Origin of the sequence: Streptomyces sp. NPDC048258 (assembly GCF_043201995.1) — a bacterium.
Lineage (GTDB): Bacteria > Actinomycetota > Actinomycetes > Streptomycetales > Streptomycetaceae > Streptomyces.
The window spans coordinates 1-23,189 of record NZ_JBICZH010000029.1; the positions used below are offsets into that span (position 1 = coordinate 1).

17 protein-coding genes are annotated in these 23,189 nt (G+C 73.9%); all 17 read right to left on the minus strand.

Features of this window, described 5'->3' with window-relative positions; all coding sequences use genetic code 11:
- The coding region (locus tag ACGFYQ_RS37590) for an adenosylhomocysteinase (protein WP_393751109.1) at positions 1-728 on the minus strand (728 nt) is incomplete at its 3' end.
- A gap of 35 nt (positions 729-763) precedes the next feature.
- Entirely contained in the window at positions 764-1,693 is a 930-nt protein-coding gene (metF, locus tag ACGFYQ_RS37595) for a methylenetetrahydrofolate reductase [NAD(P)H] (RefSeq protein ID WP_393751111.1), read from the minus strand.
- 43 nt (positions 1,694-1,736) lie between these two features.
- On the minus strand, positions 1,737-5,186 hold the full coding sequence (metH, locus tag ACGFYQ_RS37600; protein ID WP_393751113.1) for a methionine synthase: 3,450 nt from the start codon (positions 5,184-5,186) through the stop codon (positions 1,737-1,739).
- Positions 5,183-6,175 carry a carbohydrate kinase family protein gene (locus ACGFYQ_RS37605; protein WP_393751115.1) on the minus strand — a complete coding sequence of 331 codons (993 nt, stop codon included), beginning with the start codon at positions 6,173-6,175 and terminating at the stop codon, positions 5,183-5,185. The genes metH and ACGFYQ_RS37605 overlap by 4 nt, the downstream gene beginning before the upstream one ends.
- A gap of 98 nt (positions 6,176-6,273) precedes the next feature.
- Complete coding sequence (gene metK, locus ACGFYQ_RS37610) at positions 6,274-7,497, minus strand: methionine adenosyltransferase (RefSeq protein WP_393751117.1); 1,224 nt, start codon at positions 7,495-7,497, stop codon at positions 6,274-6,276.
- Positions 7,498-7,580: 83 nt separating this feature from the next.
- A complete protein-coding gene (locus ACGFYQ_RS37615) occupies positions 7,581-9,713 on the minus strand; it encodes a condensation domain-containing protein (RefSeq protein ID WP_393751119.1) in 2,133 nt (710 codons plus the stop codon).
- Between the two features lie 46 nt (positions 9,714-9,759).
- Entirely contained in the window at positions 9,760-10,575 is an 816-nt protein-coding gene (locus ACGFYQ_RS37620; RefSeq protein WP_393751121.1) for a 4'-phosphopantetheinyl transferase family protein, read from the minus strand.
- On the minus strand, positions 10,572-12,398 hold the full coding sequence (locus ACGFYQ_RS37625; protein WP_393751123.1) for an acyl-CoA dehydrogenase: 1,827 nt from the start codon (positions 12,396-12,398) through the stop codon (positions 10,572-10,574). Before ACGFYQ_RS37625 ends, ACGFYQ_RS37620 begins: the two co-directional genes overlap by 4 nt.
- Positions 12,399-12,407: 9 nt before the next feature.
- Complete coding sequence (locus ACGFYQ_RS37630) at positions 12,408-13,364, minus strand: aromatase/cyclase (RefSeq protein ID WP_393751125.1); 957 nt, start codon at positions 13,362-13,364, stop codon at positions 12,408-12,410.
- Between the two features lie 297 nt (positions 13,365-13,661).
- Complete coding sequence (locus ACGFYQ_RS37635; protein ID WP_393751127.1) at positions 13,662-14,951, minus strand: FAD-dependent monooxygenase; 1,290 nt, start codon at positions 14,949-14,951, stop codon at positions 13,662-13,664.
- Positions 14,952-14,967: 16 nt separating this feature from the next.
- Positions 14,968-15,240, minus strand: a complete 273-nt coding sequence (locus tag ACGFYQ_RS37640) for an acyl carrier protein (protein WP_328930729.1) — start codon at positions 15,238-15,240, stop codon at positions 14,968-14,970.
- A gap of 31 nt (positions 15,241-15,271) precedes the next feature.
- Complete coding sequence (locus tag ACGFYQ_RS37645) at positions 15,272-16,552, minus strand: ketosynthase chain-length factor (protein ID WP_393751129.1); 1,281 nt, start codon at positions 16,550-16,552, stop codon at positions 15,272-15,274.
- Entirely contained in the window at positions 16,549-17,817 is a 1,269-nt protein-coding gene (locus tag ACGFYQ_RS37650; protein WP_393751131.1) for a beta-ketoacyl-[acyl-carrier-protein] synthase family protein, read from the minus strand. Before ACGFYQ_RS37650 ends, ACGFYQ_RS37645 begins: the two co-directional genes overlap by 4 nt.
- 132 nt (positions 17,818-17,949) lie before the next feature.
- A complete protein-coding gene (locus ACGFYQ_RS37655; protein WP_393751134.1) occupies positions 17,950-18,921 on the minus strand; it encodes an aromatase/cyclase in 972 nt (323 codons plus the stop codon).
- Entirely contained in the window at positions 18,921-19,724 is an 804-nt protein-coding gene (locus ACGFYQ_RS37660) for an SDR family NAD(P)-dependent oxidoreductase (RefSeq protein WP_393751136.1), read from the minus strand. Before ACGFYQ_RS37660 ends, ACGFYQ_RS37655 begins: the two co-directional genes overlap by 1 nt.
- A complete protein-coding gene (locus ACGFYQ_RS37665; RefSeq protein ID WP_393751138.1) occupies positions 19,721-21,436 on the minus strand; it encodes an FAD-dependent oxidoreductase in 1,716 nt (571 codons plus the stop codon). Before ACGFYQ_RS37665 ends, ACGFYQ_RS37660 begins: the two co-directional genes overlap by 4 nt.
- Before the next feature lie 50 nt (positions 21,437-21,486).
- Positions 21,487-23,100 (minus strand): class I adenylate-forming enzyme family protein, encoded by a 1,614-nt coding sequence (locus ACGFYQ_RS37670; protein ID WP_393751140.1) that lies wholly within the window; start codon positions 23,098-23,100, stop codon positions 21,487-21,489.
- Between the last annotated feature and the right edge of the window lie 89 nt (positions 23,101-23,189).

A 23,189-nucleotide genomic window follows, 5' to 3' on the forward strand; every position in this document is an offset into this window, starting at 1 on the left:
TTGATGCCGTCGATCAGGGAGTGCCGGCAGCCGTACTTGTTGTCGAACTTCGACTTGGTGACGGCGTCGTTCACGTTGATCGCCGGGAAGAGCAGCGCGCCCGCCTGGTGCATCTCGTACAGGCGGTGGACGCCGGTGGTGGTCTCCTCGGTCACGCCGCGGATCTCCGCCGCCAGCGCCGTCCAGTCGAGGGTGGTCTTCCGCAGCAGGTCCAGGACCAGCGCCATTTCCTCGTTGTCCGCGGTGGACGGGTCCGGAACGGCGCCGGCCTTCTGGTACTCGACGCCCTTGTGGACGAGGAGGGTGGCGTCACCGCCGTCGTCGAGGATCATGTTCGGACCCACGTGGCCCGGCCAGGTCAGCGCCTGCTCCGTGCACCACCAGTACTCCTCCAGCGTCTCGCCCTTCCAGGCGAAGACGGGGATGCCGGCCGCCGCGATCGCCGCCGCCGCGTGGTCCTGCGTCGAGTAGATGTTGCACGACACCCAGCGGACCTGCGCGCCGAGCGCCACCAGCGTCTCGATGAGCACGGCGGTCTGCACGGTCATGTGCAGGGAGCCAGTGATGCGCGCCCCGGCCAGCGGCTGGGCCGCCGCGTACTCGGCACGGATCGACATCAGGCCCGGCATCTCGTGCTCGGCCAGCGTGATCTCCTTGCGGCCGAACGCGGCAAGGGACAGGTCGGCGACCTTGAAGTCGGTGAACTCGGCTGTGGACTGGCTGGGCATGGACTACTCCGGTGTGTGGGCGTCGAGGTTCAGGGTCAGTTGACGTTGAGGTTCTGGTGGATCTCTCGGGTCGCCGTCGAGCGGTTGAGGGTGATGTAGTGCAGGCCCGGGGCGCCTTCGGCCAGCAGCCGTTCGGCCATGGCGGTCGCGTATTCCACTCCGATGGCGTGGCCGGCGGCCGGGTCGTCGCGCACCGCGTCCAGGCGCCGGGCGAGGTGTTCGGGGAAGCGGGCGTCGCTCAGCTCGGCGAAGCGGCGGATCTGCCGTACGTCGGTGGCGGGCATGATCTCGGGGATCACCGGGGTGAGGCAGCCGACGGCGGCCAGCCGGTCGCGCAGCCGCAGGTAGTCCTCCACCTGGAAGAACATCTGCGTGATCGCGTAGTCGGCGCCCGCCTCGCACTTGGCGGCGAAGTGCCGGATGTCCTCGGTCCAGCCCGGTGAGCGCGGGTGGCGCTCGGGGAAGGCGGCCACGCCCACGGTGAAGTCCCCCAGCCGGCGGATCAGGCCGACCAGTTCGTGGGCGTGCGTGAAGCCCTGCGGGTGCGGGGTCCACACGCCCTTCGGGTCGCCCGGCGGGTCGCCGCGCAGGGCGAGGACGTCGCGGATCCCGGCGTCGGCGTACTGGCCGATGATGTGGCGCAGCTCGGCGACCGAGTGCCCGACCGCGGTCAGGTGGGCCACCGGGCGCAGCGTGGTCTCGGTCGCGATCCGCTTGGTGACCTCGACCGTGCGGTCGCGGGAGGAGCCTCCCGCGCCGTAGGTGACGGAGACGAAGGACGGTGCGAGGGCCTCGATCCGGCGGATCGCGTCCCACAGGGTGCGCTCCCCCGCCTCCGTCTTCGGCGGGAAGAACTCGAAGGAGTACGAGCGCCGGCCGCTGGCCAGCAGTTCGCGTACGCCCGGCCGCGCGGGCCCGGGCTTGGGGTGCGCGAGCGCCGGGCGCTCGGTGAGGACTGCTGCCATGGCTCACTTCCGTTCATCGACCGGTATCCGGCGTCCGGAGGGGTCAGCGTGCGTTGAAGTACGTCGCTTCGGGGTGGTGGATCACGATGGCGTCCGTGGACTGCTCGGGGTGGAGCTGGAACTCCTCCGAGAGGTGGACGCCGATCCGCTCCGGCCGCAGGAGGTCGGCGATCTTGGCGCGGTCCTCCAGGTCGGGGCAGGCGGGGTAGCCGAGGGAGTAGCGGCAGCCCTGGTACTCGGTGCGGAACATGCCGTCCATGGAGGCCGGGTCGGATCCGGCGATGCCCAGTTCGGCGCGGACGCGGGCGTGCCAGTACTCGGCGAGGGCCTCGGCCAGCTGCACGGAGAGGCCGTGCAGTTCCATGTACTCGCGGTAGGCGTCGGCCGCGAACAGCCGGGCGGTCTCCTCGCCGATGCGGCTGCCGACGGTGACGACCTGGAGGCCGACGACGTCGGTCTCACCGGATTCCTCGGAGCGGAAGAAGTCCGCGAGGCAGAAGCGGCGGCCGCGCGTCTGGCGGGGGAAGGAGAAGCGGGTCCGCTCGGATCCGTTCTCGTCCAGGATGATCAGGTCGTCGCCCTTGGACACGCAGGGGAAGTAGCCCTGGACGACGGCGGCCTCCAGCAGCCCGTCGGTGTGCAGCCGGTCCAGCCAGCCGCGCAGCCGGGGCCGGCCGTCCGTCTCGATGGTCTCGGCGTCCTTGAGGCCCCACTGGCCCTTGAACAGGGCGGTCTCGTCCAGCCAGGAGGCGTACTCCTTGAGCGGGATGCCCTTGATGACGCGGGTGCCCCAGAACGGCGGGGCGGGGACGGGGTTGTCGACGGCCACGTCGGAGCGGCCGCCGTCCACCGGTTCCGCGACGAGGAAGGGGGTGTCCCGCTTGGGCACGCGGCGCTGCTTGAGGGGCGGGAGTTCCACGCCGGGGACGCCGCGCTTGACGCCCATGAGGGCGTCCATCAGGCGCAGGCCCTCGAAGGCGTCGCGGGCGTAGCGGACTTCGCCCTCGTAGATCTCGTGGAGGTCCTGCTCGACGTAGGCGCGGGTCAGCGCGGCGCCACCGAGGATGACCGGGTAGTCGGCGGCCAGCTTGCGCTGGTTCAACTCTTCCAGGTTCTCCTTCATGATGACCGTCGACTTCACCAGCAGACCGGACATGCCGATCACGTCGGCCTTGTGCTCCTGCGCCGCTTCGAGGATCGCGGAGACGGGCTGCTTGATGCCGATGTTGACGACGTTGTAGCCGTTGTTGGAGAGGATGATGTCGACGAGGTTCTTGCCGATGTCGTGGACATCGCCGCGGACGGTGGCCAGCACGATCGTGCCCTTGCCCTCGTCGTCCGTCTTCTCCATGTGGGGTTCGAGATGGGCGACGGCCGTCTTCATCACCTCGGCGGACTGGAGCACGAAGGGCAGCTGCATCTGACCGGAGCCGAAGAGCTCGCCGACGACCTTCATGCCCTCCAGGAGCGTGTCGTTGACGATGTCCAGCGCCGGACGGGTCTGCAGGGCCTCGTCGAGGTCGGCCTCCAGGCCGTTCTTCTCGCCGTCGATGATGCGGCGCTGCAGACGCTCGTCCAGCGGCAGCGCGAGGAGCTCCTCCGCCCGCCCGTCCTTCAGGGACTTCATGTTGACGCCCTCGAAGAGCGCCATCAGCTTCTGCAACGGGTCGTAGCCCTCGGCCCGCCGGTCGTAGATCAGGTCCAGGGCGACCGTGACCTGCTCCTCGTCGAAACGGGCGATCGGCAGGATCTTGCTCGCGTGCACGATCGCCGAGTCCAGGCCGGCCTTGACGCACTCGTCGAGGAAGACCGAGTTGAGCAGCACGCGTGCGGCCGGGTTCAGGCCGAAGGAGATGTTGGACAGACCGAGGGTCGTCTGGACGTCCGGGTGGCGGCGCTTGAGCTCGCGGATCGCCCCGATGGTGGCGATGCCGTCGCCCCGGGACTCCTCCTGGCCGGTGCAGATGGTGAAGGTCAGGGTGTCGATGAGGATGTCCGACTCGCGGATGCCCCAGTTGGTGGTGAGGTCGGTGATCAGGCGCTCGGCGATGGCGACCTTGTGCTCGACGGTGCGGGCCTGGCCCTCCTCGTCGATGGTCAGCGCGATCAGCGCGGCGCCGTGCTCCTGCGCCAGCCGGGTGACCTTCGCGAAGCGGGACTCGGGACCGTCGCCGTCCTCGTAGTTGACGGAGTTGATGACGGCCCGGCCGCCCAGCTTCTCCAGACCCGCCCGGATGACGGGAACCTCCGTCGAGTCCAGGACGATCGGCAGCGTCGAGGCCGTCGCGAAACGCCCGGCCAGCTCCTCCATGTCCGCGACACCGTCACGGCCCACGTAGTCCACACACAGGTCGAGCATGTGCGCGCCCTCACGGATCTGGTCGCGCACCATCTCCACACAGTCGTCCCAGCGCGCCTCCAGCATCGCCTCCCGGAACTTCTTCGACCCGTTGGCGTTCGTCCGCTCACCGATCGCCATGTACGAGGTGTCCTGGCGGAACGGCACCGTCTGGTACAGCGACGCGGCGCCCGGCTCCGGCTGCGGCTTCCGCTCGGTGACGGCAGCGCCGCGCACCCGCTCCACGACCTGGCGCAGGTGCTCCGGCGTCGTACCGCAGCACCCGCCGACGAGGGAGAGTCCGTACTCGCGGACGAAGGTCTCCTGCGCGTCGGCGAGCTCGGCCGCCGACAGGGGGTAGTGCGCCCCCTCGCTCGTGAGCACGGGCAGGCCGGCGTTCGGCATGCAGGAGAGCGGGATGCGGGCGTTGCGGGCGAGGTAGCGCAGGTGCTCGCTCATCTCCGCCGGACCGGTCGCGCAGTTCAGCCCGATCATGTCGATGCCCAGCGGCTCCAGCGCCGTCAGCGCGGCACCGATCTCCGAACCCAGCAGCATCGTGCCGGTGGTCTCCACGGTCACCGAGCAGATCAGCGGAACGGAGACGCCCAGCGCCTCCATCGCCCGCCGTGCGCCGATGATGGACGACTTGGTCTGCAGGAGGTCCTGGGTGGTCTCGACGAGCAGCGCGTCCGCGCCGCCGGAGAGCAGCCCCTCGGCGTTGATCTGGTAGGCGTCGCGGATCTTCGCGTACGTGATGTGGCCGAGGGTGGGCAGCTTGGTGCCCGGGCCCATCGAACCCAGGACCCAGCGCTGCTGCCCCGTGGAAGCGGTGAACTCGTCCGCGACCTCACGCGCGATACGGGCACCGGACTCCGACAGCTCGAAGTTGCGCTCCGCGATGTCGTACTCGGCGAGCGCCGCGAAGTTCGCACCGAAGGTGTTCGTCTCGACGCAGTCCACGCCGACGGCGAAGTACGCCTCGTGCACGGTGCGGACGATGTCGGGGCGGGTGACGTTGAGGACCTCGTTGCAGCCCTCCAGCTGCTGGAAGTCCTCCATCGTGGGGTCCTGCGCCTGGAGCATCGTTCCCATGGCTCCGTCGGCGACGACCACCCGGGTGGCGAGCGCCTCTCGGAGGGCATCGGCCCGGTTCACGACGCGCCTCCCCGGGACCCCAGTACGCCGTCCAGCCGCCGCTCCGCCGCGGGCCCGTACACGGCCCGGATCGTGTCGAGCAGCGCGGCGGGCTCGACCTCGTACGCCTGCGAGCCGACGGCCCGCAGCACCAGCGCCGCCATCGCGCAGCCGAGCTGGGCGGCGGCCTCCAGCGGCAGTCCCTTGCTCACCGCGGCGAGGAAGCCCGAGCGGAAGGCGTCTCCGACGCCCGTCGGGTCCTCGGCGGGCACGTCCGGAACCGCCGCCACGGTGAGGACGGCAGCGTCCTGGCGGTCGATGCGCACGCCCTTCGCGCCGAGGGTGGTCACCCAGGTGCCGACCCGGGCGAGCACGTCCTCGGCACTCCACTCGGCCCGCTCGCGCAGCAGCGCGGACTCGTACTCGTTCGTGAAGAGCCAGCGGGCCCCGTCGACGAGGCTGCGCACCTCGTCCCGGGAGAGGCGGGCCAGCTGCTGGGAGGGGTCGGCGGCGAAGGGGATGCCGAGCCGGCGGCAGTCCTCGGTGTGGCGGACCATCGCGGCCGGGTCGTTGGGCGAGACGAGGACCAGGTCCAGGGGGCCGCCGCGGGCGATGACCCCGCGCAGGTCGATCTCGGCGGCCTCCGCCATCGCGCCCGCGTAGAAGGAGGCGATCTGGTTGGAGTCCTGGTCGGTCATGCACATGAAGCGGGCGGTCTGGTGCCCGGCGGAGACGTGCACCCCGCCGGTGTCCACGCCGTGCTCCTTGAGCCAGACCTCGTACTCGCCGAAGTCGGGGCCGACGGCTCCGACGAGTACGGGGTCCAGCCCCAGCACGCCGAGCCCGTAGGCGATGTTGGCCGCCACCCCGCCCCGCCGGACCTCCAGGGAGTCGACCAGGAAGGACAGGGAGACGTGCTCCAGCTGGTCGGGAAGCAGCTGGTCGACGAACCGGCCCGGAAAGGCCATGAGGTGATCCGTGGCGATGGATCCTGTCACCGCTATACGCACGTTCTCTCCTGAGGGCAGGTGGGGCCGGACTCCCGCCCGTGGGCGGGGCGGGGCGGGGTGGGACGGGACGGGACGGGGTGGGGTGGGACGGGGCGCTGTCAGCGGGCGGCGGCGGCCTTGAGCGCCTCGGCCCGGTCGGTGCGCTCCCAGGTGAAGTCCGGCAGCTCGCGCCCGAAGTGGCCGTAGGCGGCGGTCTGGGCGTAGATCGGCCGCAGCAGGTCCAGGTCGCGGATGATCGCGGCCGGGCGCAGGTCGAAGACCTCGCCGATCGCGTCCTCGATCCGGTCGGTGGCGACCGTCTCCGTACCGAAGGTCTCGACGAACAGGCCCACCGGTTCGGCCTTGCCGATCGCGTACGCGACCTGGACCTCGCAGCGCGAGGCCAGCCCGGCGGCGACGACGTTCTTGGCGACCCAGCGCATCGCGTACGCGGCGGAGCGGTCGACCTTGGACGGGTCCTTGCCCGAGAAGGCGCCGCCGCCGTGACGGGCCATGCCGCCGTACGTGTCGATGATGATCTTGCGGCCGGTCAGGCCGGCGTCGCCCATCGGGCCGCCGATCTCGAAGCGGCCGGTCGGGTTCACCAGCAGCCGGTAGCCCTCGGTCTCCAGCTTGATGCCGTCCTGCGCCAGTTGGGCCAGCACGTACTCGACCACGTGCTCCTGGATGTCGGGGGCCAGCAGCCCCTCCAGGTCGATGTCGGAGGCGTGCTGCGAGGACACGACCACGGTGTCCAGGCGCACCGCCGCGGCGCCGTCGTACTCGATGGTGACCTGGGTCTTGCCGTCCGGGCGCAGGTACGGGAGCGTGCCGTTCTTGCGGACCTCGGACAGCCGGCGCGAGAGCCGGTGCGCGAGGTGGATCGGCAGCGGCATGAGCTCGGGGGTCTCGTCGCAGGCGTAGCCGAACATCAGGCCCTGGTCGCCGGCGCCCTGCTTGTCCAGCTCGTCACCTTCCTCACCTGTGGCGGCACCCTCGACCCGGCTCTCGTACGCCGTGTCGACACCCTGCGCGATGTCCGGGGACTGCGCGCCGATCGAGACGGACACACCGCACGAGGCGCCGTCGAAGCCCTTGGCCGAGGAGTCGTAGCCGATCTCCAGGATCTTGTCGCGGACGAGCTGCGCGATCGGCGCGTACGCCTTCGTCGTCACCTCGCCCGCGATGTGCACGAGGCCCGTGGTGATGAGGGTCTCCACGGCCACGCGCGAGGCCGGGTCCTCGGTGAGGAGCGCGTCGAGGATCGTGTCGCTGATCTGGTCGGCGATCTTGTCGGGGTGGCCCTCGGTCACAGACTCCGAGGTGAACAGACGGCGGGACATGTCACTCCTGGTGGGTTGGGACGGAGGGCAGAGGGGACGGGGAAGCGGAGAGGGCAGAGGGAACGGAAGGGACGGCGGGCAGGTCATCCGGTGCCCAGCCGCGGGCTGCGCGCCGCGGCCGTCAGCGCACGGGCCAGCGCCCGCAGCAGGCCGGTTCCGCCGTCCGCGGCGCCGGCGACGGCGACCAGCGGCGGTTGCCAGCCGTGCGCGGCGATCCGCTCGGCGGCCCGCCAGGCGGCGTCGCCCGCGCCGGAGGCCCCGCCGAGCCACACCGGCTCCCCGCGTGCCAGCGCGGGCCGCAGGGCCTGCAGGTACAGGGCCGGGTCGTCCCCGCCGGGCAGGGTGACCAGGGCCTGCGGGCCGGCGTAGAACTCGGGGAGCCCGTCGTAGCAGCCGGGCGGCGAACCCGGCGCGGGCAGCAGGCAGATCGTGCCCGCCCCGGGACGGGCGGCCGCGCGCAGGACCCGCACCGCGGCGGCCGGGCGGGGCCGCACCCGCGGTACGGGGATGCCGTCGAGCAGTTCCAGGGCCCCGGACACGTCCAGGGCGCCCCGGCCGTCGGGAAGGGTGCGCAGCAGCAGGGCCGCCTGGGAGAGGAGGCCGGCCGCGTCGGCGTCCTGGAACCTGGCGCGGTCGTGGACCGAGGTCAGGACCAGTCCGCCCGCGGTGTCGTGGTGGGCGAAGAGGGTGAACGGCAGGGCGGTGTGGGCCGCGAGCACCTCCGGCGGGTCCAGCTGTACGCCCGCTTCGGCGAGTTCGTCCACGACGGCGTCACACCCGGGTCCCGTACCGCAGGAGCCCCAGCCAGTGTGGCCGGCGGCGGCCCGCGGTTCGAAGACGACGAGGGACTCGAAGGGCGCGTCCGCCGGGCCGCGGCGGCCGGTCCAGTCCTCGATCTGCCCGGCGGACACCCACTCGTACGCCGCGCGGTCCAGGGCGTGGCCGCTCAGCGTGTCCAGCAGCAGCGCCACCGGCATGCGGCCCCGTACGTCCACGTCCAGCGGAAGGGAGTTGCCGAGCGCGCCGGAGAGCAGCTCGACGCCGGGGAGGGTGATGCCGCGGCCCGAGACGGCCACCGAGAACGCGACGGTCACCGGGTCGGGGAGCTGTGCGCGAGCGGCGGCCCGGTACAGCAGCAGCGCCCACACCGCGTTCAAGGCCGTCGACTCGGTCGCCCCCTGCACGGCCGCCCAGGCCCGCAGCCGCGCCGCCTCCACCGGGGTGAGCCGCGCCCGGGTCCGCCCGTGGCCGGGCCCTTCCTGCGGTACGCGGGCCAGGGTGTCCGGATCGTCGGACGGCAGGGCGGGCAGGGTGACGGCGTCCGGCGGCGGGGCGGCCAGCGACCAGAACTCCCGTGCGGCCGAGGTGTCCTGGCGGGCCAGCCAGTGCGCGTGGTCGCGGACGTCGGGGCGGCGCTCGCCGCCGAGCGGCCTGCCGTCCGCGAGGTAGGCGCGCAGGAAGGCCCGCAGCAGGCCGCGCACGCTGCGCTCGTCGAGGAAGGCGCGGTGGTAGGTGAACAGGATCCGGGTGGGCCCGGACGGGCGCGCCCGCCCGGGCGGTGCGTCCTCGTCCAGCAGCGCGATGCGCAGCTGGCCCGGGTCGCGCAGGTCGAACTCGCGCAGCCGCTCGCGCAGGACGAGGGTGTGCCAGTCGGCCCCGCCGACGCCGTGGTGCTCGATCCGCGGGTCCACCCACGGGTGGACGACCATCGACGGCGGTGCTCCCGCGGAGTCGGCCAGCGCGGTGCGCAGGGCCGCGTCACCGTCGTAGACCGTGCGCCAGGCCGCGGTGAAGCGCGGCAGGTCCAGCGGCCCGTACCAGCGCGCCAGCAGCTGCTCGACGTGGAGTCCGGCGCCGGGGCGCACCAGCGTGTCGAGCAGCAGGTCCCGTTGGAGCGGGGACGCGGGTACGGGCAGCGGGCGCGGGCCGCGGCCCGGACCGGCGGCCCGGGGCCGGGTGGCGGCCGGGCCGGTGGATCGGGTCCGGGGACGCGGGCGCGCGGGCGCCGCGGTGAGCAGGTCGGACAGCAGCCCGACGGGGAAGGGGTGGGGCGCCACGGTGAGGGTGTGGTGGGTGTCCGAGTGCCGTTCCAGGGTGGGCTCGCAGGCCGGGAGGAGGGCGAGTGCCGCCTCCAGGTGTGCCGCCTCCAGCGGCCCGTGCAGCTCCAGCGAGGGAGGCGGGCCGGGCACGAGGACGACCGCCATGGCCGTGATCATCGGATCCTTCCTCCTCTCCTGTCAGGGTTGTCTCGTCACAAGGGGTTCAGCCGGCCTCGAGCTCCTCCTCCACGGCGCTCATGAACCCCTCGTCGAACATCGTGTCCGCCGCCGTGTCACGTGCGGTGTCCAGTCCGGTGTCGGAACAGGCCGTGCTGAGCAGGTACCGCCTCAGCACCCGGTGCGTCCCGAACGACCACGCGCCGCCCCCCGCCGGACTGCCGTCGGGCCCCAGCAGTCCGCCGTCGGCCAGACCGAAGCCGAACTCCGTGAAACCCAGCCTCAGCCCTTGTCCCAGGGCCTTGGTATAGGCCTCCTTGAGGGTCCACAGCCGGAGCATCTCGGCGACCTGCCGCTCCGGGGGCATCCGGTCGAGCTCGGCGGCCTCGGCGGGGATGCACACGCGGTCCCGCAGCAACTCGAAGGACATCCGCCGGTCGGCCGGCTCCACGTCCACGCCGATCCGTCCGGTCCTGCTGATGCCGACGGCGATGAGGTCCTCGGTGTGGCTGAGGCTGACGTCGATCTGGCTCATGCCGCGGATGTACGGGCGTCCGCCGAGCCGGTACGACAGGTCCAGCGCGGCCGGATCGGTGCGCAGCGCCGCCGCCGCCGTGTACTTGACGACCATGCGCGAGGTGACGAAGCGGTAGCGGACCGCCGCGTCCGGGGTGCGCCGGTAGCGCTGCCAGTCCCGGCCCAGCAGCGGGCGCAGCGCGGTGTCCGCGAGCGCCGCGGTCAGCCACTCCCCCCACGTCGCGTACACCACGACGCTGCCGCGCCGTTCGAGTCCCGCGGAAACCGCTTCCCAGGGCCCGTCGGGGCCGGTGACGTGAAGGGGAGGCGCGCCTGCGGGGTTCATCGGGTGAGCTCCGTGCCCTCGAGGTCGCAGCTGCGACCGGTGCGGAACCGGCGGATCAGCTCGTCGAGCACCTGCGCGAGGCAGCCCTCGGGCAGGTCGGGTACGGCGATGCCGAGGCGGCCGCCGATCCGCGTCAGCGCGAGCACGGCCCAGGCGGGGTCGGCGAGGAAGCCGTCCGTGCCGTCCTGCGCCTCCCAGACGCCGAGCACCGAGGCGGCCGCCAGGATCAGCGCGTACCGGTCGGTGAGCACGGCCACCCCGGGCCCGGCCAGCGCGGCCCGTTCGGCGGGCAGCGCCGCGCAGTCCGCGCGCAGCCCGCGCAGTTCGTTCACGAAGCCGTCGGCGAGGTCGCTGAGCGCGGCCATCTGCCCGCCGACCCGGCGGGTCGCGGAGAGCCGGTCGGCCGCGCCCACCAGCGAGGCGGTGAGGAAGTCGTCGCCCCCGGCGATGCCCAGCAGCCGGTAGTCCAGGTCGGGCAGGTGCGGTCCGCCGCGGAACAGGCCGGGCGGCGGCTCGGGCAGGCTGAACCAGGAACGGGCGGCCAGGGAGCGCAGCTGCGGGACGATGACGGCCTGGCAGGCGGCCGTTCCGGCGTGCCCGAGGCCGGCCACCGGCAGGTCGCGGACCAGTTTGTCGAGGGCGCCGTACTGGGCGTCGCCGTGCGCGTAGCCGTGGCCGCCGAGCACCCCGGCGAGCTCCTCCAGGTTCTCGCGGAGCATGTCCGGTACGACGTACTTGACCGCCGCGGCCAGCACGTTGACGTGTCCGGGCAGCAGGCTCAGCGCGCGCAGCGACACGGTCGCCATGCTGTCGGCGGCCAGCAGGTCGGCGAAGACCCCGGCGAGCGGCTTGTGCCAGCGCCGGGCGACCGGGGCGGTGCGGCCCGCGGTGACGGCCCGTACGGCGGAGTGCAGGACGGTGTCCGCCGCGGCGACGGCGACGGCCGGGATCAGGCACCGGTTGACCTGGAAGGTGCGCAGGGCCAGGGCCACGCCCTCGCCCTCGCGTCCGACCAGGGTGCGGCCGGGCAGCAGGCAGTCGCTGAACTCCAGCCCGGAGAAGAGGCCGCCACGCATGCCGGGCGTGGGGACACGGGGCAGGTGGGCGAGCTGTCCGGAGGCGCGCGCAGCCGCGAGTACGTCGGCGTCGAGCAGGAAGACCGAGTGGCTGCGCGGGCCGCGGGCGGGCGCGGTCCGGGCGTAGACCACGTACGCGCCGGACCGGGCGGCGTTCATGATGACGTCCTTGCGGCCGCTGAGCCGGTAGCCGCCACCGGGCCGTCCGGGCCCGCCCTGAGGCTCCGGCTCGGGCTCGGCGGTGAACTCGTCGCGCAGGATGCCGTTCGCGTGGGCGATCTCGTGGTGGACGATCGAGGCCCGGCCGCCGGCCAGCAGCGGCGCGGCGGCCGCGGCCCGCTGCTCGGGCGTGCCCGCGGCCCATACGGCGGCGGTCGCGAACAGCGAGGTGATGCCGTAGCCGAAGCCGAGGGCGACGTCGCGGCGGAAGACGGGGCGCAGCACCTGCGCGAGCAGGTCGGCACGGGTCAGCCGGCCGCACGAGCCGGCGGGCACGAACTCGGCCCCGAGCCCGGCCGCGGCGAGGAGTTCCTCGGTGGCGGCGGGCGGTTCCCGCCGGGCGTCGGCGGCGGCGAGGGCGGCGATGCCGTGCGGATTGGCGGGGTCGTGCGGGTCCCCGAGGAGGCTTTCCAGGCGTGCGGCACGGGTGGCGGCACCGGCCGCGTCGAGCGCGTGGGGCGCACGGGGCGCGTCGGGCGCGGACATGGGCGGGCGGGGTTCCAGGGAGATCGTCATCGTGGTGCTCAACTCCCCGTTTCAGAGGGTACGGACAGCGGATTCCGCGTGGTGGGCGGCGCGGCCGAGGGTGGCGGTGCTGTGGCGGCCGAGCGCCTCGCGCACGTGACCGCGGGCCTGGGCGATGTCGGCGTCCGGGCCGAGCACCTCGGCGATCGCCTCCTCGCGCAGCAGGACGCTGTGCCGGGAGACGGCGGTGACGCCGGTCTCGTCGGGGAACAGCGACCACTCGCCGGTGTGCGCGGCGAGCAGGCGCGGGGTCGTCGTCTGCTTGTGGACGATCCGGTAGGCGTGCGGGAAGCAGATGCGGACGGACTCCGTGGTGTGCCGGGAGCCGTCGACCGTGAGGGTGTCCATGCTCAGCAGCTGGATGCCGGGCACGTCCTCGGTCAGCTCGACGCGGCTGACGTGCGGGAGGACGGCCGGCCAGTCGTCGACCCCGTACAGGAAGGCGTAGACGAGCTCCGGCGGCGCCTTGACCCGGATCCGGTCCTCGAAGGTGAGGAGGAGGTCGTCCAGGCGCGCCCAGTTCTCGGCGGTCTCCTTGATCCGGTCCAGTTCGGCCCTGCTGTTGGTGTCGGTGGCGCGCGCCACCCAGGCCTCGTCGTCGGGCCGGTCCTCGGCCACGGTGAAGTCGTGGTCGAGGGTGAGCCGGGACCGCCCGGGAGCGAGTGCGTCCACGCTCCAGCGCCCGCCCATGGCCAGCGCCGGGGCCGCCGGGGTCTCCTGCCGGAAGTCGACGCGCCGGGCCACCGGGTCCAAGGCGCGGCGCGAGAACCAGGACTTCACCTGGCCGTTGGCCGTGACCCACATCTGGAACCGGTCCTCGGTCCCGTCGAAGTCGAGCCGCTCCACGTGCACGCTGGGCGGCATGATCAGCGGCCACCGGGTGGTGTCGGCGATCAGCCCGTACACCACGCCCGCGGGTGCGGCCACGTCCACCGTGTACGTCTTGCGGTGCACTCGCTCACCTGACATCGGCCCGCCTCTCTCGCCCTGGACTCACGAATGTCCCCGAGGCCGCCGGAAGCGGGCTGGAAGTCCGCTTGAGGACCGGTCAGGGACCGCCACGCCCCGGACAGGGGCTAGGGGGTGTCTTGTCGATCGGGCCGGATCAGGGAGCGGCGTCTGGTGCCGTGCATCGCAAGGCCGAGGATGGGGGTCCCCCCGGACGGAGTCTGGGGGAGAGTCGACGCGGAGCGTCGGGGACCGACGAGAACGCGGCGAGGCGCGGCACCAGACGCCGCGAGCCCGGCCTGATCGGCAAGACACCCCCTAGACGTTCGCGGCTGCCGCGCGGGCGGTGAACAGGTCGGTCCGGACCCCGAGCGGATCGGTGCCGTGGGCGACCCGGCGGGCGATCCGGGCCCCGACCGGGGTACGGCTGAGCGCGGCGGCCGCGCGGGTGCGCGCGAAGTCCGCGAGCGGGCCGTCGCCCCGGCCGAACATCGCGCCGGCCTGGACCCGCTGCATCCGGTGCACCGCCTGCGCGACGGGCGAGCGCCGCCGCTGGTAGGGGACGAGCCGCTCCCGGGAGACCTGGCCGGCGTGCAGCGCGTCGACCAGGACGGGGTGCAGGGCGGCGGCGTCCTGCAGCGCCAGGCTGACGCCCTGGCCGCCGATGGGCCCGTGCGTGTGCGCGGCGTCCCCGAGCAGGACCAGGCCGTCGCGGACCCAGTCCCCGGCGTGCGAGGCGAAGACGTCGAGCAGGGTCAGCTGGGCCGGCGAGGACAGCTGTTCGTGCACCAGGTCGGCGAACTGCGGGATCGCCCGGGTGAGTTCCCTGCGTACGTCGGCCATGCCCCGCGCGACGACGTCCCGCCAGCCGCCGTGCGGCAGGGTCCAGCCCACGCGCAGCCGGTCGGGGTGGGACTCGTGGACGAGCACGAGGCCGCCGCCGGCCCGGTGCACCCTGACCCTGCCCGTCTGCCGCCCGGGCGCGTGCAGCGAGAACCACACCGCGTCCTGGGCGAAGGCCTCCGAGCGCCCGGCGGCGATGCCGGCGAGGGCGCGGGTCTTGGAGTACCGCCCGTCGGCGCCGACGACCACACGGGCGCGGACCTCGGTCGGGGTGTGGTCGGGTCCCCGCGTGACCACCCCGGTGACCGGGGCGCCGGGGCGCTTCTCGACGAGCGACGCGAGCCGGTGGCCTTCCAGGTACGTGAACCCGGGCAGCAGGCGGCAGGCGCCCTGGAGCTCGCCGAGCAGGAAGGGCTGCGGCAGGGCCAGCAGGTGGTCGTACGGGGCGGCCAGGCGCCGGTAGTCGATGTCGAGCAGCAGCCGCTCGCCCTGCACGACCTGGAACCCGTCCAGGGCGCGCGAGCCGCGGCGCCGGGCCGGTGCCAGCACCCCCAGGTCGTCGAGGACGCGCTGCCCTCCGGGCTGCAGGATCTCGCCGTGGAAGTCCCGGCGGAAGGAGGTGGCCCGCTCGACCAGCGTGGTGCGCACGCCCGAGCGCAGCAGCATGAGGGTCAGGGCGAGGCCCGCGGGACCCGCGCCGACCACGCACACGTCGGTCTCCCGTACGTCCGCGCCCCGCACGGCTCGTCCGTCCGTTCCCTGCACGGGCCGCACCTCCATGTCAGACCGCGGCCCGGGAGGCGGACAGCGCCCGGTTGACCATGTCGAGGTAGCGGCGCGGGGTGTAGGCCTCGTCGAGCTCCTCCTCGTCGAGCATGACGGCGTAGTCGCGCTCGACCCGGCCGGTGATCTCCAGCAGGGCCAGCGAGTCGTAGCCGAGGTCCCCGAAATCGCAGTCCAGGATGTCGCCGTCGAGGTCGGTCCCCTCGGCCTGGCCCGCACACTCGCGCACCAGCCTGACCAGGTCCGCCAGTTCGATCTGCTCCTGTCCCATGGACGTCTCTCCCTCTGTTTCGGTGGTGGTGTCAGGCGGCCCGGACGACGGCCGCCGCGTTGAACCCGCCCCGGCCCCGCGCCAGTACAAGGACGGTGCGCAGCGCCACGCCCCTGCGCGGTATGCCGGTGACCAGGTCCAGGGGGCAGTCGGCGGCGGGCCGCACGGTGCCGGTGGTCGGCGGGATCACCTGGTCGCGCAGGGCGAGCAGGGCCGCCGCCAGGTCGAGTGCGGCGCCGCCCGCGGACAGCCGCCCGGCCATGCTCTTGGGTGCGGTGACCGGCACCCCGTACGGTCCGAAGACGGCGGCGATGGCCTCGGCCTCGGCCCGGTCGGCGGCCCGCTCCCCGGCGGCGTCCGCGAACACGAGGTCGACGTCGGCCGGTTCCAGTCCGGCGTCGGCGAGCGCCAGGCGCGCGGCGTCGGCCAGCCGCGGCCGCTCCGGCGAGGCGTCGAAGGTGGCCGCGTGCCCGGCCAGGCTGCCGTACACGCGGGCCCCGCGCAGCTCCGCGCTCCGGGCGTCCTCCAGGACGAGCAGGGCTCCGCCCTCGCCCACCACGTGGCCCGAGGCGTCCTCGGCGAACGGCAGGTAGGCCCGGGCGGGGTCGTCGACGGTGCTCATGGAGCCGCCCGCGAGGTGCGCGGCCCAGCCCCAGGGGCACAGGGCCGAGTCGAGGCCGCCGGTCACCACGAGCCGGGCGCCCTTGCGGAGCTGGCGCCGGGCGTGGGCCACCGCGTCGAGACCGCCGGCCTGTTCGGAGACGACGACGCCGGAGGCGCCGCGCAGCCCGTGCTTGATGGAGATCTGGCCGCTGTTGACGGCGTAGAACCAGGCGAACGACTGGTACGCGCTGACGTGCTGCGGGCCCTGGCTCCACAGGGCCTGCAGTTCACGGTGGCCGAACTCGAATCCGCCGGAGGAGTTCGCGGTGACCACGCCCGCCCCGTACGAGGGCAGTTCGGCGACATCGGCGCCCGCGTCGTCGAGGGCCTCCTGAGCGGCGGCCAGCGACAGCCGGGTCACCCGGTCGGTCTGCGGCAGCAGGCGGCTGGACACGTGGTCCTCGTCGACGAAGCCGGGGACCTCACCGGCCAGCCGGGCCGGGTAGGGGGACGCGTCGAAGCGGGTGACGGGCCCGATGCCGCTCTCGCCGCGGAGCACGGCGGCCCACCATGTCTCGGTGCCCAGTCCGCCCGGGGCCGCCACCCCGATCCCGGTGAAGACGGCGGTGGTCACGGGCGCTGCGGCGGTGTCGGCGGCCGTGCTGTCCGCGGGGGCTGCGGTGTGTGCGGTGTCTGCGACGGCGTTCATGCGGCGGCTGCCTTCAGGCTCGGACGGGTGAGGACCATGGCGCTCTGGAAGCCGCCGAAACCGCTGCCGACCGTCAGGGCGGTGTCCGTGCGCTGTTCGCGGGCCGTGAGCGGGGTGTAGTCGAGGTCGCAGGCCGGGTCGGGCTCGTGCAGGTTGGCGGTCGGCGGCACCACGCCGTGCTCGATGGTGAGCGCGCAGGCCGCCACCTCCAGGGCGCCGACGGCGCCGAGGGAGTGGCCGATCATCGACTTGATCGAGCTGACGGGCACCTCGTGGGCGCGGGCACCCAGGCTCTGCTTGAACGCCTCGGTCTCGTGCCGGTCGTTCTGCTTGGTGCCGGAACCGTGCGCGTTGACGTAGTCGACCGCGCCGGGGTCCAGGCGCGCCTCGTCGAGCGCGGCGCGGATGGCCTCGGCCATCTCCGCTCCGTCGGCCCGCAGACCGGTCATGTGGTAGGCGTTGCTGCGCGAGGCGAAGCCGGCGATCTCGGCGTAGACGTGCGCGCCGCGCCGCCGGGCGTGCTCGAACTCCTCGATGACCAGGACGGCCGCGCCCTCGCCGAGCACGAACCCGTTGCGGGTGCGGTCGAAGGGGCGCGAGGCGCCGGCCGGGTCGTCGTTGCGCGGGGTGGTCGCCTTGATGGCGTCGAAGCAGGCCAGGCTGATGGGCGAGATCGGCGCCTCGCCGGCGCCCGTGACCATCACGTCGGCGCTGCCCTCGCGGACCAGGTCGACGGCGTGCCCGATCGCGTCGAGGCCGGAGGTGCAGCCGGTGGACACCAGGGAGACCGGCCCCTGGGCCCCGGCGGTGCGGGCGACCTCGGCCGCCATCGAGGACGGCACGAAGTAGTCGTAGAGGTGCCGGGCGGCCCGGCTGTGGTCCACCAGCCACCGTCCGCCCCGGTCGCTGATGACGGCGTACTCGCGTTCCAGGGCGGTGGTGCAGCCGAGCGCGCTGCCCAGGGTGACCCCGCACCGGGCGGGGTCGAAGGATCCCGCCACCCCGCTGTCGGCCAGCGCCTCGCGGGCGCTGACGACGGCGAACTGCGCGGCGCGGTCCAGGCGTTCGGCCTCGCGGGGGCCGAGCCCCTGCTCCAGCGGGTCGAAGTCCGCCTCGGCGGCGACCCGGGAACGGTACGGCGCGGGGTCGAGGAGCGTGATGGCGCGGGTGGCCGTGCGCCCGGAGGTCAGCAGGGACCAGAACTCCTTGGTACCGGGCTTCCCGGGGGCGACGACCCCGATGCCGGTGACGACCACACGTCTCATCGCCCTGCCCCCACGAGTAGTTTCCGCTGACGCTCCCCCCGAGCGTCGACGACCGCGCTGGAGGGCGGCTGGAGCGGCCGCCCTCCGGCCGGAACCGTCATCAGCGGGACCCCTCGGCCCGTCGCCGGGCCGTCAGCGCGGCGGCACCGCGAGGCTCTCCGCGTGCCGCTTGGCGTACGTGAGCGTGGCGGTGCTGTTGCGCCCCAGCGCCGTACGGATGTAGTCGCGGGCCGAGCGCAGGTCGGCGCCCTCGCCCAGCACGCGGGTGATGGCCTCCTCGCGCACCACCACCCGGTGCTGCGAGGTGGCGGTGGTCCCGTGCTCGTCCCCGGTCACCGTCCAGGAGCCCGTGTGGGCCTCCATCAGGGCCGGGGTCCGCGTCTGCTTGTAGACGATGCGGCCGCTGTCGGGGAAGCAGACCCGCACCGATTCGGTGGTGTGCGCGGACCCGTCCGCGGTCAGGGTGTCCATCGACATCACCTGCACCGCCCCCCGCTCGGTCACGTCGAGCCGCGAGACGTGCGGCAGCAGCCGCGGCCAGTCGCCGACCCGCTCCAGGAAGGCGTAGACCGCCTCCGGGGGCGCGGCGATGCGCACGGTGTCCTCGAAGGACATCACCAGGGCGTCCAGCTGCCCCCAGCGCTCCCCGAGCCGGGCGAGGTTGCCCAGCTCGGCGCGGCTGTTGGTGTCGGTGGCCCGGTTCACCCAGGCCACGTCCTCGGCCCGGTCGCCGGCCACCGAGAACTCGTGCAGCAGGGTCAGCTTCGCGCGCGCGGCGGCCAGCGGCTCCACGATCCAGGTGCCGGTCATCGCCGACAGCGGGGCCGCGGGGATCTCCTGGCGGAACTCGATCCGCCGGGCGGCCGCGTCCAGGCGGCGGCGCGAGGTCCAGGACTTCGCCTCGCCGTTGGCCGTGGCCCACATCGCGAGGTGCTCGTGGACGCCGTCGAAGGCGAGCCGCTCCACGTGGACGTTGGGCGGGAAGTACAGCGGCCACTTGGCCGCGTCCGCGATCAGCCCGTAGACCACGCCGGCGGGGGCGGCGACCTCGGTCGTGTGGACCGTGCGGTGGATGCGCCCGGTCTCCGGGGCCAGGGCCGTCATCAGAAGTTCCCCAGACCGCCGCAGACGTTCAGCGCCTGGGCCGTGATCGAGGCCGCGAAGGGCGTGGTCAGGTAGCCGACGAGACCGGCGACCTCCTCCGGGGTCGAGTAGCGGCCCAGCGGGATCTTCGCCTCGAACTCCTCCAGCACCTCGTCCTCGGACTTGTCCCACACATTGGCGTACGCGGCGCGCACCCGGGCGGCCATCGGCGTCTCGACGTACCCCGGGCAGACCGCGTTGACGGTGGTCCCGGTCGTCGCCAGCTCCTTGCCGAGCGACTTGGTGAAGCCGACGACGGCGTGCTTGGAGGCCGTGTAGGGCGCGGCGAGCACCACGCCCTGCTTGCCCGCGGTGGAGGCGATGTTGATGATGCGGCCGTACGGGCCCTTGCCGATCCCGCCGTTGCGCAGCACCTCGCGGGTCACCAGGAACACGCTGTTGAGGTTGGTGTCGATGACCTCGTGCCACAGCTCGTCGGAGAGTTCGGCGGTCCGGCCGCCGCCGCTGCGCCCGGCGTTGTTGACCAGGATGCCGATGGGGCCGAAGGTCTCGACGGCCGCCGCGACCAGCGCGACGACATCGTCCTTGTCACGGACGTCGGCGGCCTTGCCCTCGACCTCCAGGCCCTCTTCGCGCAGGTCCTCGACGGCCTGCTTGACGGCCGTTTCGGTGCGGGCGCAGATGAACACCTTGTGGCCGCGCCGGCCCAGGTCCCGGGCCACGGCCAGGCCGATCCCGCTGGTCGCGCCCGTGACCAGTGCCACGGAAGTGGCGGGCACCGTCTGTTCAGTCGTCGCCGTCATCGTCGTCCCTCCAGGACTCGGGTGGTTGCCTCGACCGTGTCGGCAGGCGCTGGGGAGCCGACGGAGGAGCGCTGGAGAGGGACCGGCCCGAGCACGTCCAGGGCCCGCGTCAGGCGCCGCCCGGTCAGCTCGGGGCCGCTCGCCGCGAGGTAGCCGTCGGGGCGGATGAGCACCCAGCCGCCGGAGGCGAGGCCCAGCGCGTCGCGGAGCACTCCGCCCGGGTCGGGCAGCGGCGCCGGCGCGGTGCCCGGGCGGGCGCCGACGGCCCGGACCGAGAGCCAGTCCCCGGCCGCGGCGGCGGCGCCCTCGGCGGTCAGGCTCGCCCCGTCGCCGTCGGGCGCGTACAGCAGCGTCCAGCGGGGGTCGCGGAGTTCGGCGTGCAGCGCGGTCGCGGCGGGCCCTGCGGGCAGGCCGGCCGCGACCGCGGCGGCGCGCGAACCGGCCGGCGGCCGCAGCCCGCCGCCCGTGGTGGTCAGCGGGGAGTCGGGGTAGTCCAGCAGCAGCCCGGACATGCCGCCGAGCACCTTGCGCTGGATGGCGCGGCGCAGCGGCGGGGCGCCCCGTACGACGGAGAAGACGGCCGGCAGCATCACCCCGGCCAGCGCGTTCTTGAGCTGCACCAGGAAGGTGGCCTGCCGGGTGGAGCCGAGCAGCCTGCGGCCGACGGGCACCCGCTCCTGCCCGTACGTGGCGAGCAGCGGCCGCCCCGCCTGGCCGCGCGCGACCATGGCGAGCTTCCAGGCGAGGTTGTACGCCTCCTGGATGCCGGTGTTCATGCCCTGGCCGGAGGCCGGGCTGTGCACGTGCGCCGCGTCGCCCGCCACGAAGACCCGGCCCTCGTGCATGGCGGGCACCATGCGCTGCTGGAAGGTGAAGACGGAACTCCACTCCGGTTCGCCGACCCGCACCTCGCGGCCCAGTCCCGCGCTGAGCCGCTCTTCGAAGCGGGCGGCGCTCTCGCGGGCCTGGGCGGGGCTCGCGATGCCGGGTCGGGCGACGGGGGCGGTGTCGAGCAGCCGCCAGTGGCCCTCGCGCTGGTAGGGCACCATCATCAGGGCCTGACCGCCGGTGTGCACCCAGTAGATGGTGTCGGGCGGCAGGTCCATGGACACCTGCGCGTCCGCCAGCTCCCACGTCTCGCTGGACTCGCCGATCAGCGGCAGCCCGAGCTCCTTGCGCACGGTGCTGTGGCCGCCGTCGCAGCCGACCAGCCAGGCCGCCGGGTACTCCTCGGCGCGGCCGTCGCCGTGCTCCAGGCGGGCCCGTACTCCGTCCGCGTCCTGGCTGAAGCCGGTCAGCCGCACGTCCCATTCGACGGTGACGCCGAGCCGGCCGCAGGCCTCGCGCAGCAGTTCCTCGGTGCGGGTCTGCTCGATGACGACGGTGAAGGGGAAGCGGGTGGGCATCGTGGAGTAGTCGGCCTCCAGCCGCACCAGGCGCCGCCCGCCGGCGTACATCGTGAACGCCTTGTTGTGCCGCCCGCTCGCGAGGACCGGTTCGGCCACGCCCATCTGGTCGAAGGTCTCCAGGGTGCGCGGGTGGACGGCGACCGCACGGCTGGTGCGGGCGGGCCCGGGCGCCGCGTCGACGAGGCGTACGCGCACTCCGCGGCGGGCCAGTTCGTGGGCGGCGGTCAGGCCGACGGGGCCCGCGCCCACGACGAGCACCGTGGCCGGGTCGGGCACCGGCGGCCGTCCGACGAAGGTCACCATGGTGGTCGCTCTCTTCCGGGGGTCGGGGGCGGGCGGTCGGGGTGCAGGGGTCAGGCGGCGGCTTCGGCGGCCGCGCGGCTGCGCAGGGCCTGGCGCAGCGCGCGCCGTTCGGGCTTGCCCACGGGGGTACGGGGCACGGCGTCGACGACCTCGACGCGGCGGATCCGCTCGAACCGGGCCAGGCGCCGGTTGGCGCCGTCCACGATCGAGTCGAGGGTGTCGAGCAGGCCGGGCGCGGTGGGGTCGCGCAGGACGATCCCGGCCCAGGTGACGGCTCCGTGGACGGGATCGGGCCAGCCGACGACCACGCAGTCGGCCACCCGCGGGTCCTCGGCGAGCACGCCCTCGACGGTGGTGGGCGAGACGAGTTCGTTGTCGTACTTGAAGACGTCCCCGAGCCGGTCGACCAGGTACAGCTCGCCGTCCTCGTTGAGGTAGCCGACGTCGCCGGTGGAGAACCAGCCCTCGGGGTCGGCCCCGGGTCCCTCGGGCCCGTCCAGGTAGCCGGCCATCAGCTGGGGCCCGCGCACCTGGACCTCGCCGGTGGCGTACACGTCCAGCGGACGGCGGGTGTCCAGGTGCACGACGCGGCATTCGGTGCCGGGCACGGTCCGGCCGACCGAGCCGCGGTGCCCGCCGCCGCCGGGGCTCTGGCAGTGCGAGAGCGGGGAGAGTTCGGCCATGCCGTAGCCCTGGACGACGGGTACGCCGAGCCGGGAGGAGAGCGCGTGGGCCGTGGCGGGGGCCAGTGCGGTGCCGCCCGAGAGGACCGCCGTCAGGGCGGGCCCGGCGGGCACGCCCTCGGGACTGGGGCCGGTGCCCGCGAGCGTCCCGGCCAGCCGTTGCAGCCGGGCGGGCAGCCCGTAGTAGTGCGTGGCGCCGCTGCGGGCGGCCAGGGCGAGCGAGGCCAGCGGGTCCGGGTCGGTGCACAGGACCTGGCAGGCGCCCGCGAACACGGCCGAGTTCAGGTGCATGGTGTGGTAGAGCGGCAGGTGGTTGAGGGTGACGGAGCGGCCGTCCAGGTGGTGGGCGGCGGCCGTCTGCGCTGCGTTGGCGACCAGGTTGCGGTGGGTGAGCCGGACCCCGCGGGGCCGCCCGGTGGTGCCGGTCGTGAACTGGACGCAGGCGTCGGCGTCGAGGTCGGGGCCGGGGCCGGGGCCGGACCAGGGGAGCCCGGCGGGAACCGCACCCGGCGGGACGGCGAGCGCCACGGCGAGCGGGACGCAGTCCCCGGGCACCACGCCGTCGTCCGCGTCGGTCACCACGACCACGCGCAGCGCCGGCAGCCGGTCGCGCAGCTTCGCGAGCACCTCGGCGGTCGCCGACGGCACGAAGGCGACCTCGACCGCGGCGGCCGTGAAGACGTGCACCAGCCCCGCCTCCCTGATCAGCGGGTTGACCAGCACGGCCGTGCCGCCGCCGCGCACGGCTCCGTAGTACGCGGCGGGGAACTCCAGGCCGAGGGCGTTGGCCACGCCGATCCGGGCTCCGGGGCCGCTGCCGAGGTGCAGGACGCACGAGGCGAACCGGTCGGTGAGGGCGTCGAGTTCCGCGAAGGTGGCCGCTCCGGCGGCGGTGCGCACGGCGCAGCCGTCCGGGTCGCGCTCGGCGGCGCGGCGCAGCAGGCCGTCCAGGGGCAGCTGGGGGTACGTGAATCCCGGCACGGCACGCTCCTCCTGATCGGACTGACCGGACGTGCCCCCACTGTCCGTCCGGGCGCTTGAGGAGGGTTCGAAGAGAGCTCGATGTGCCG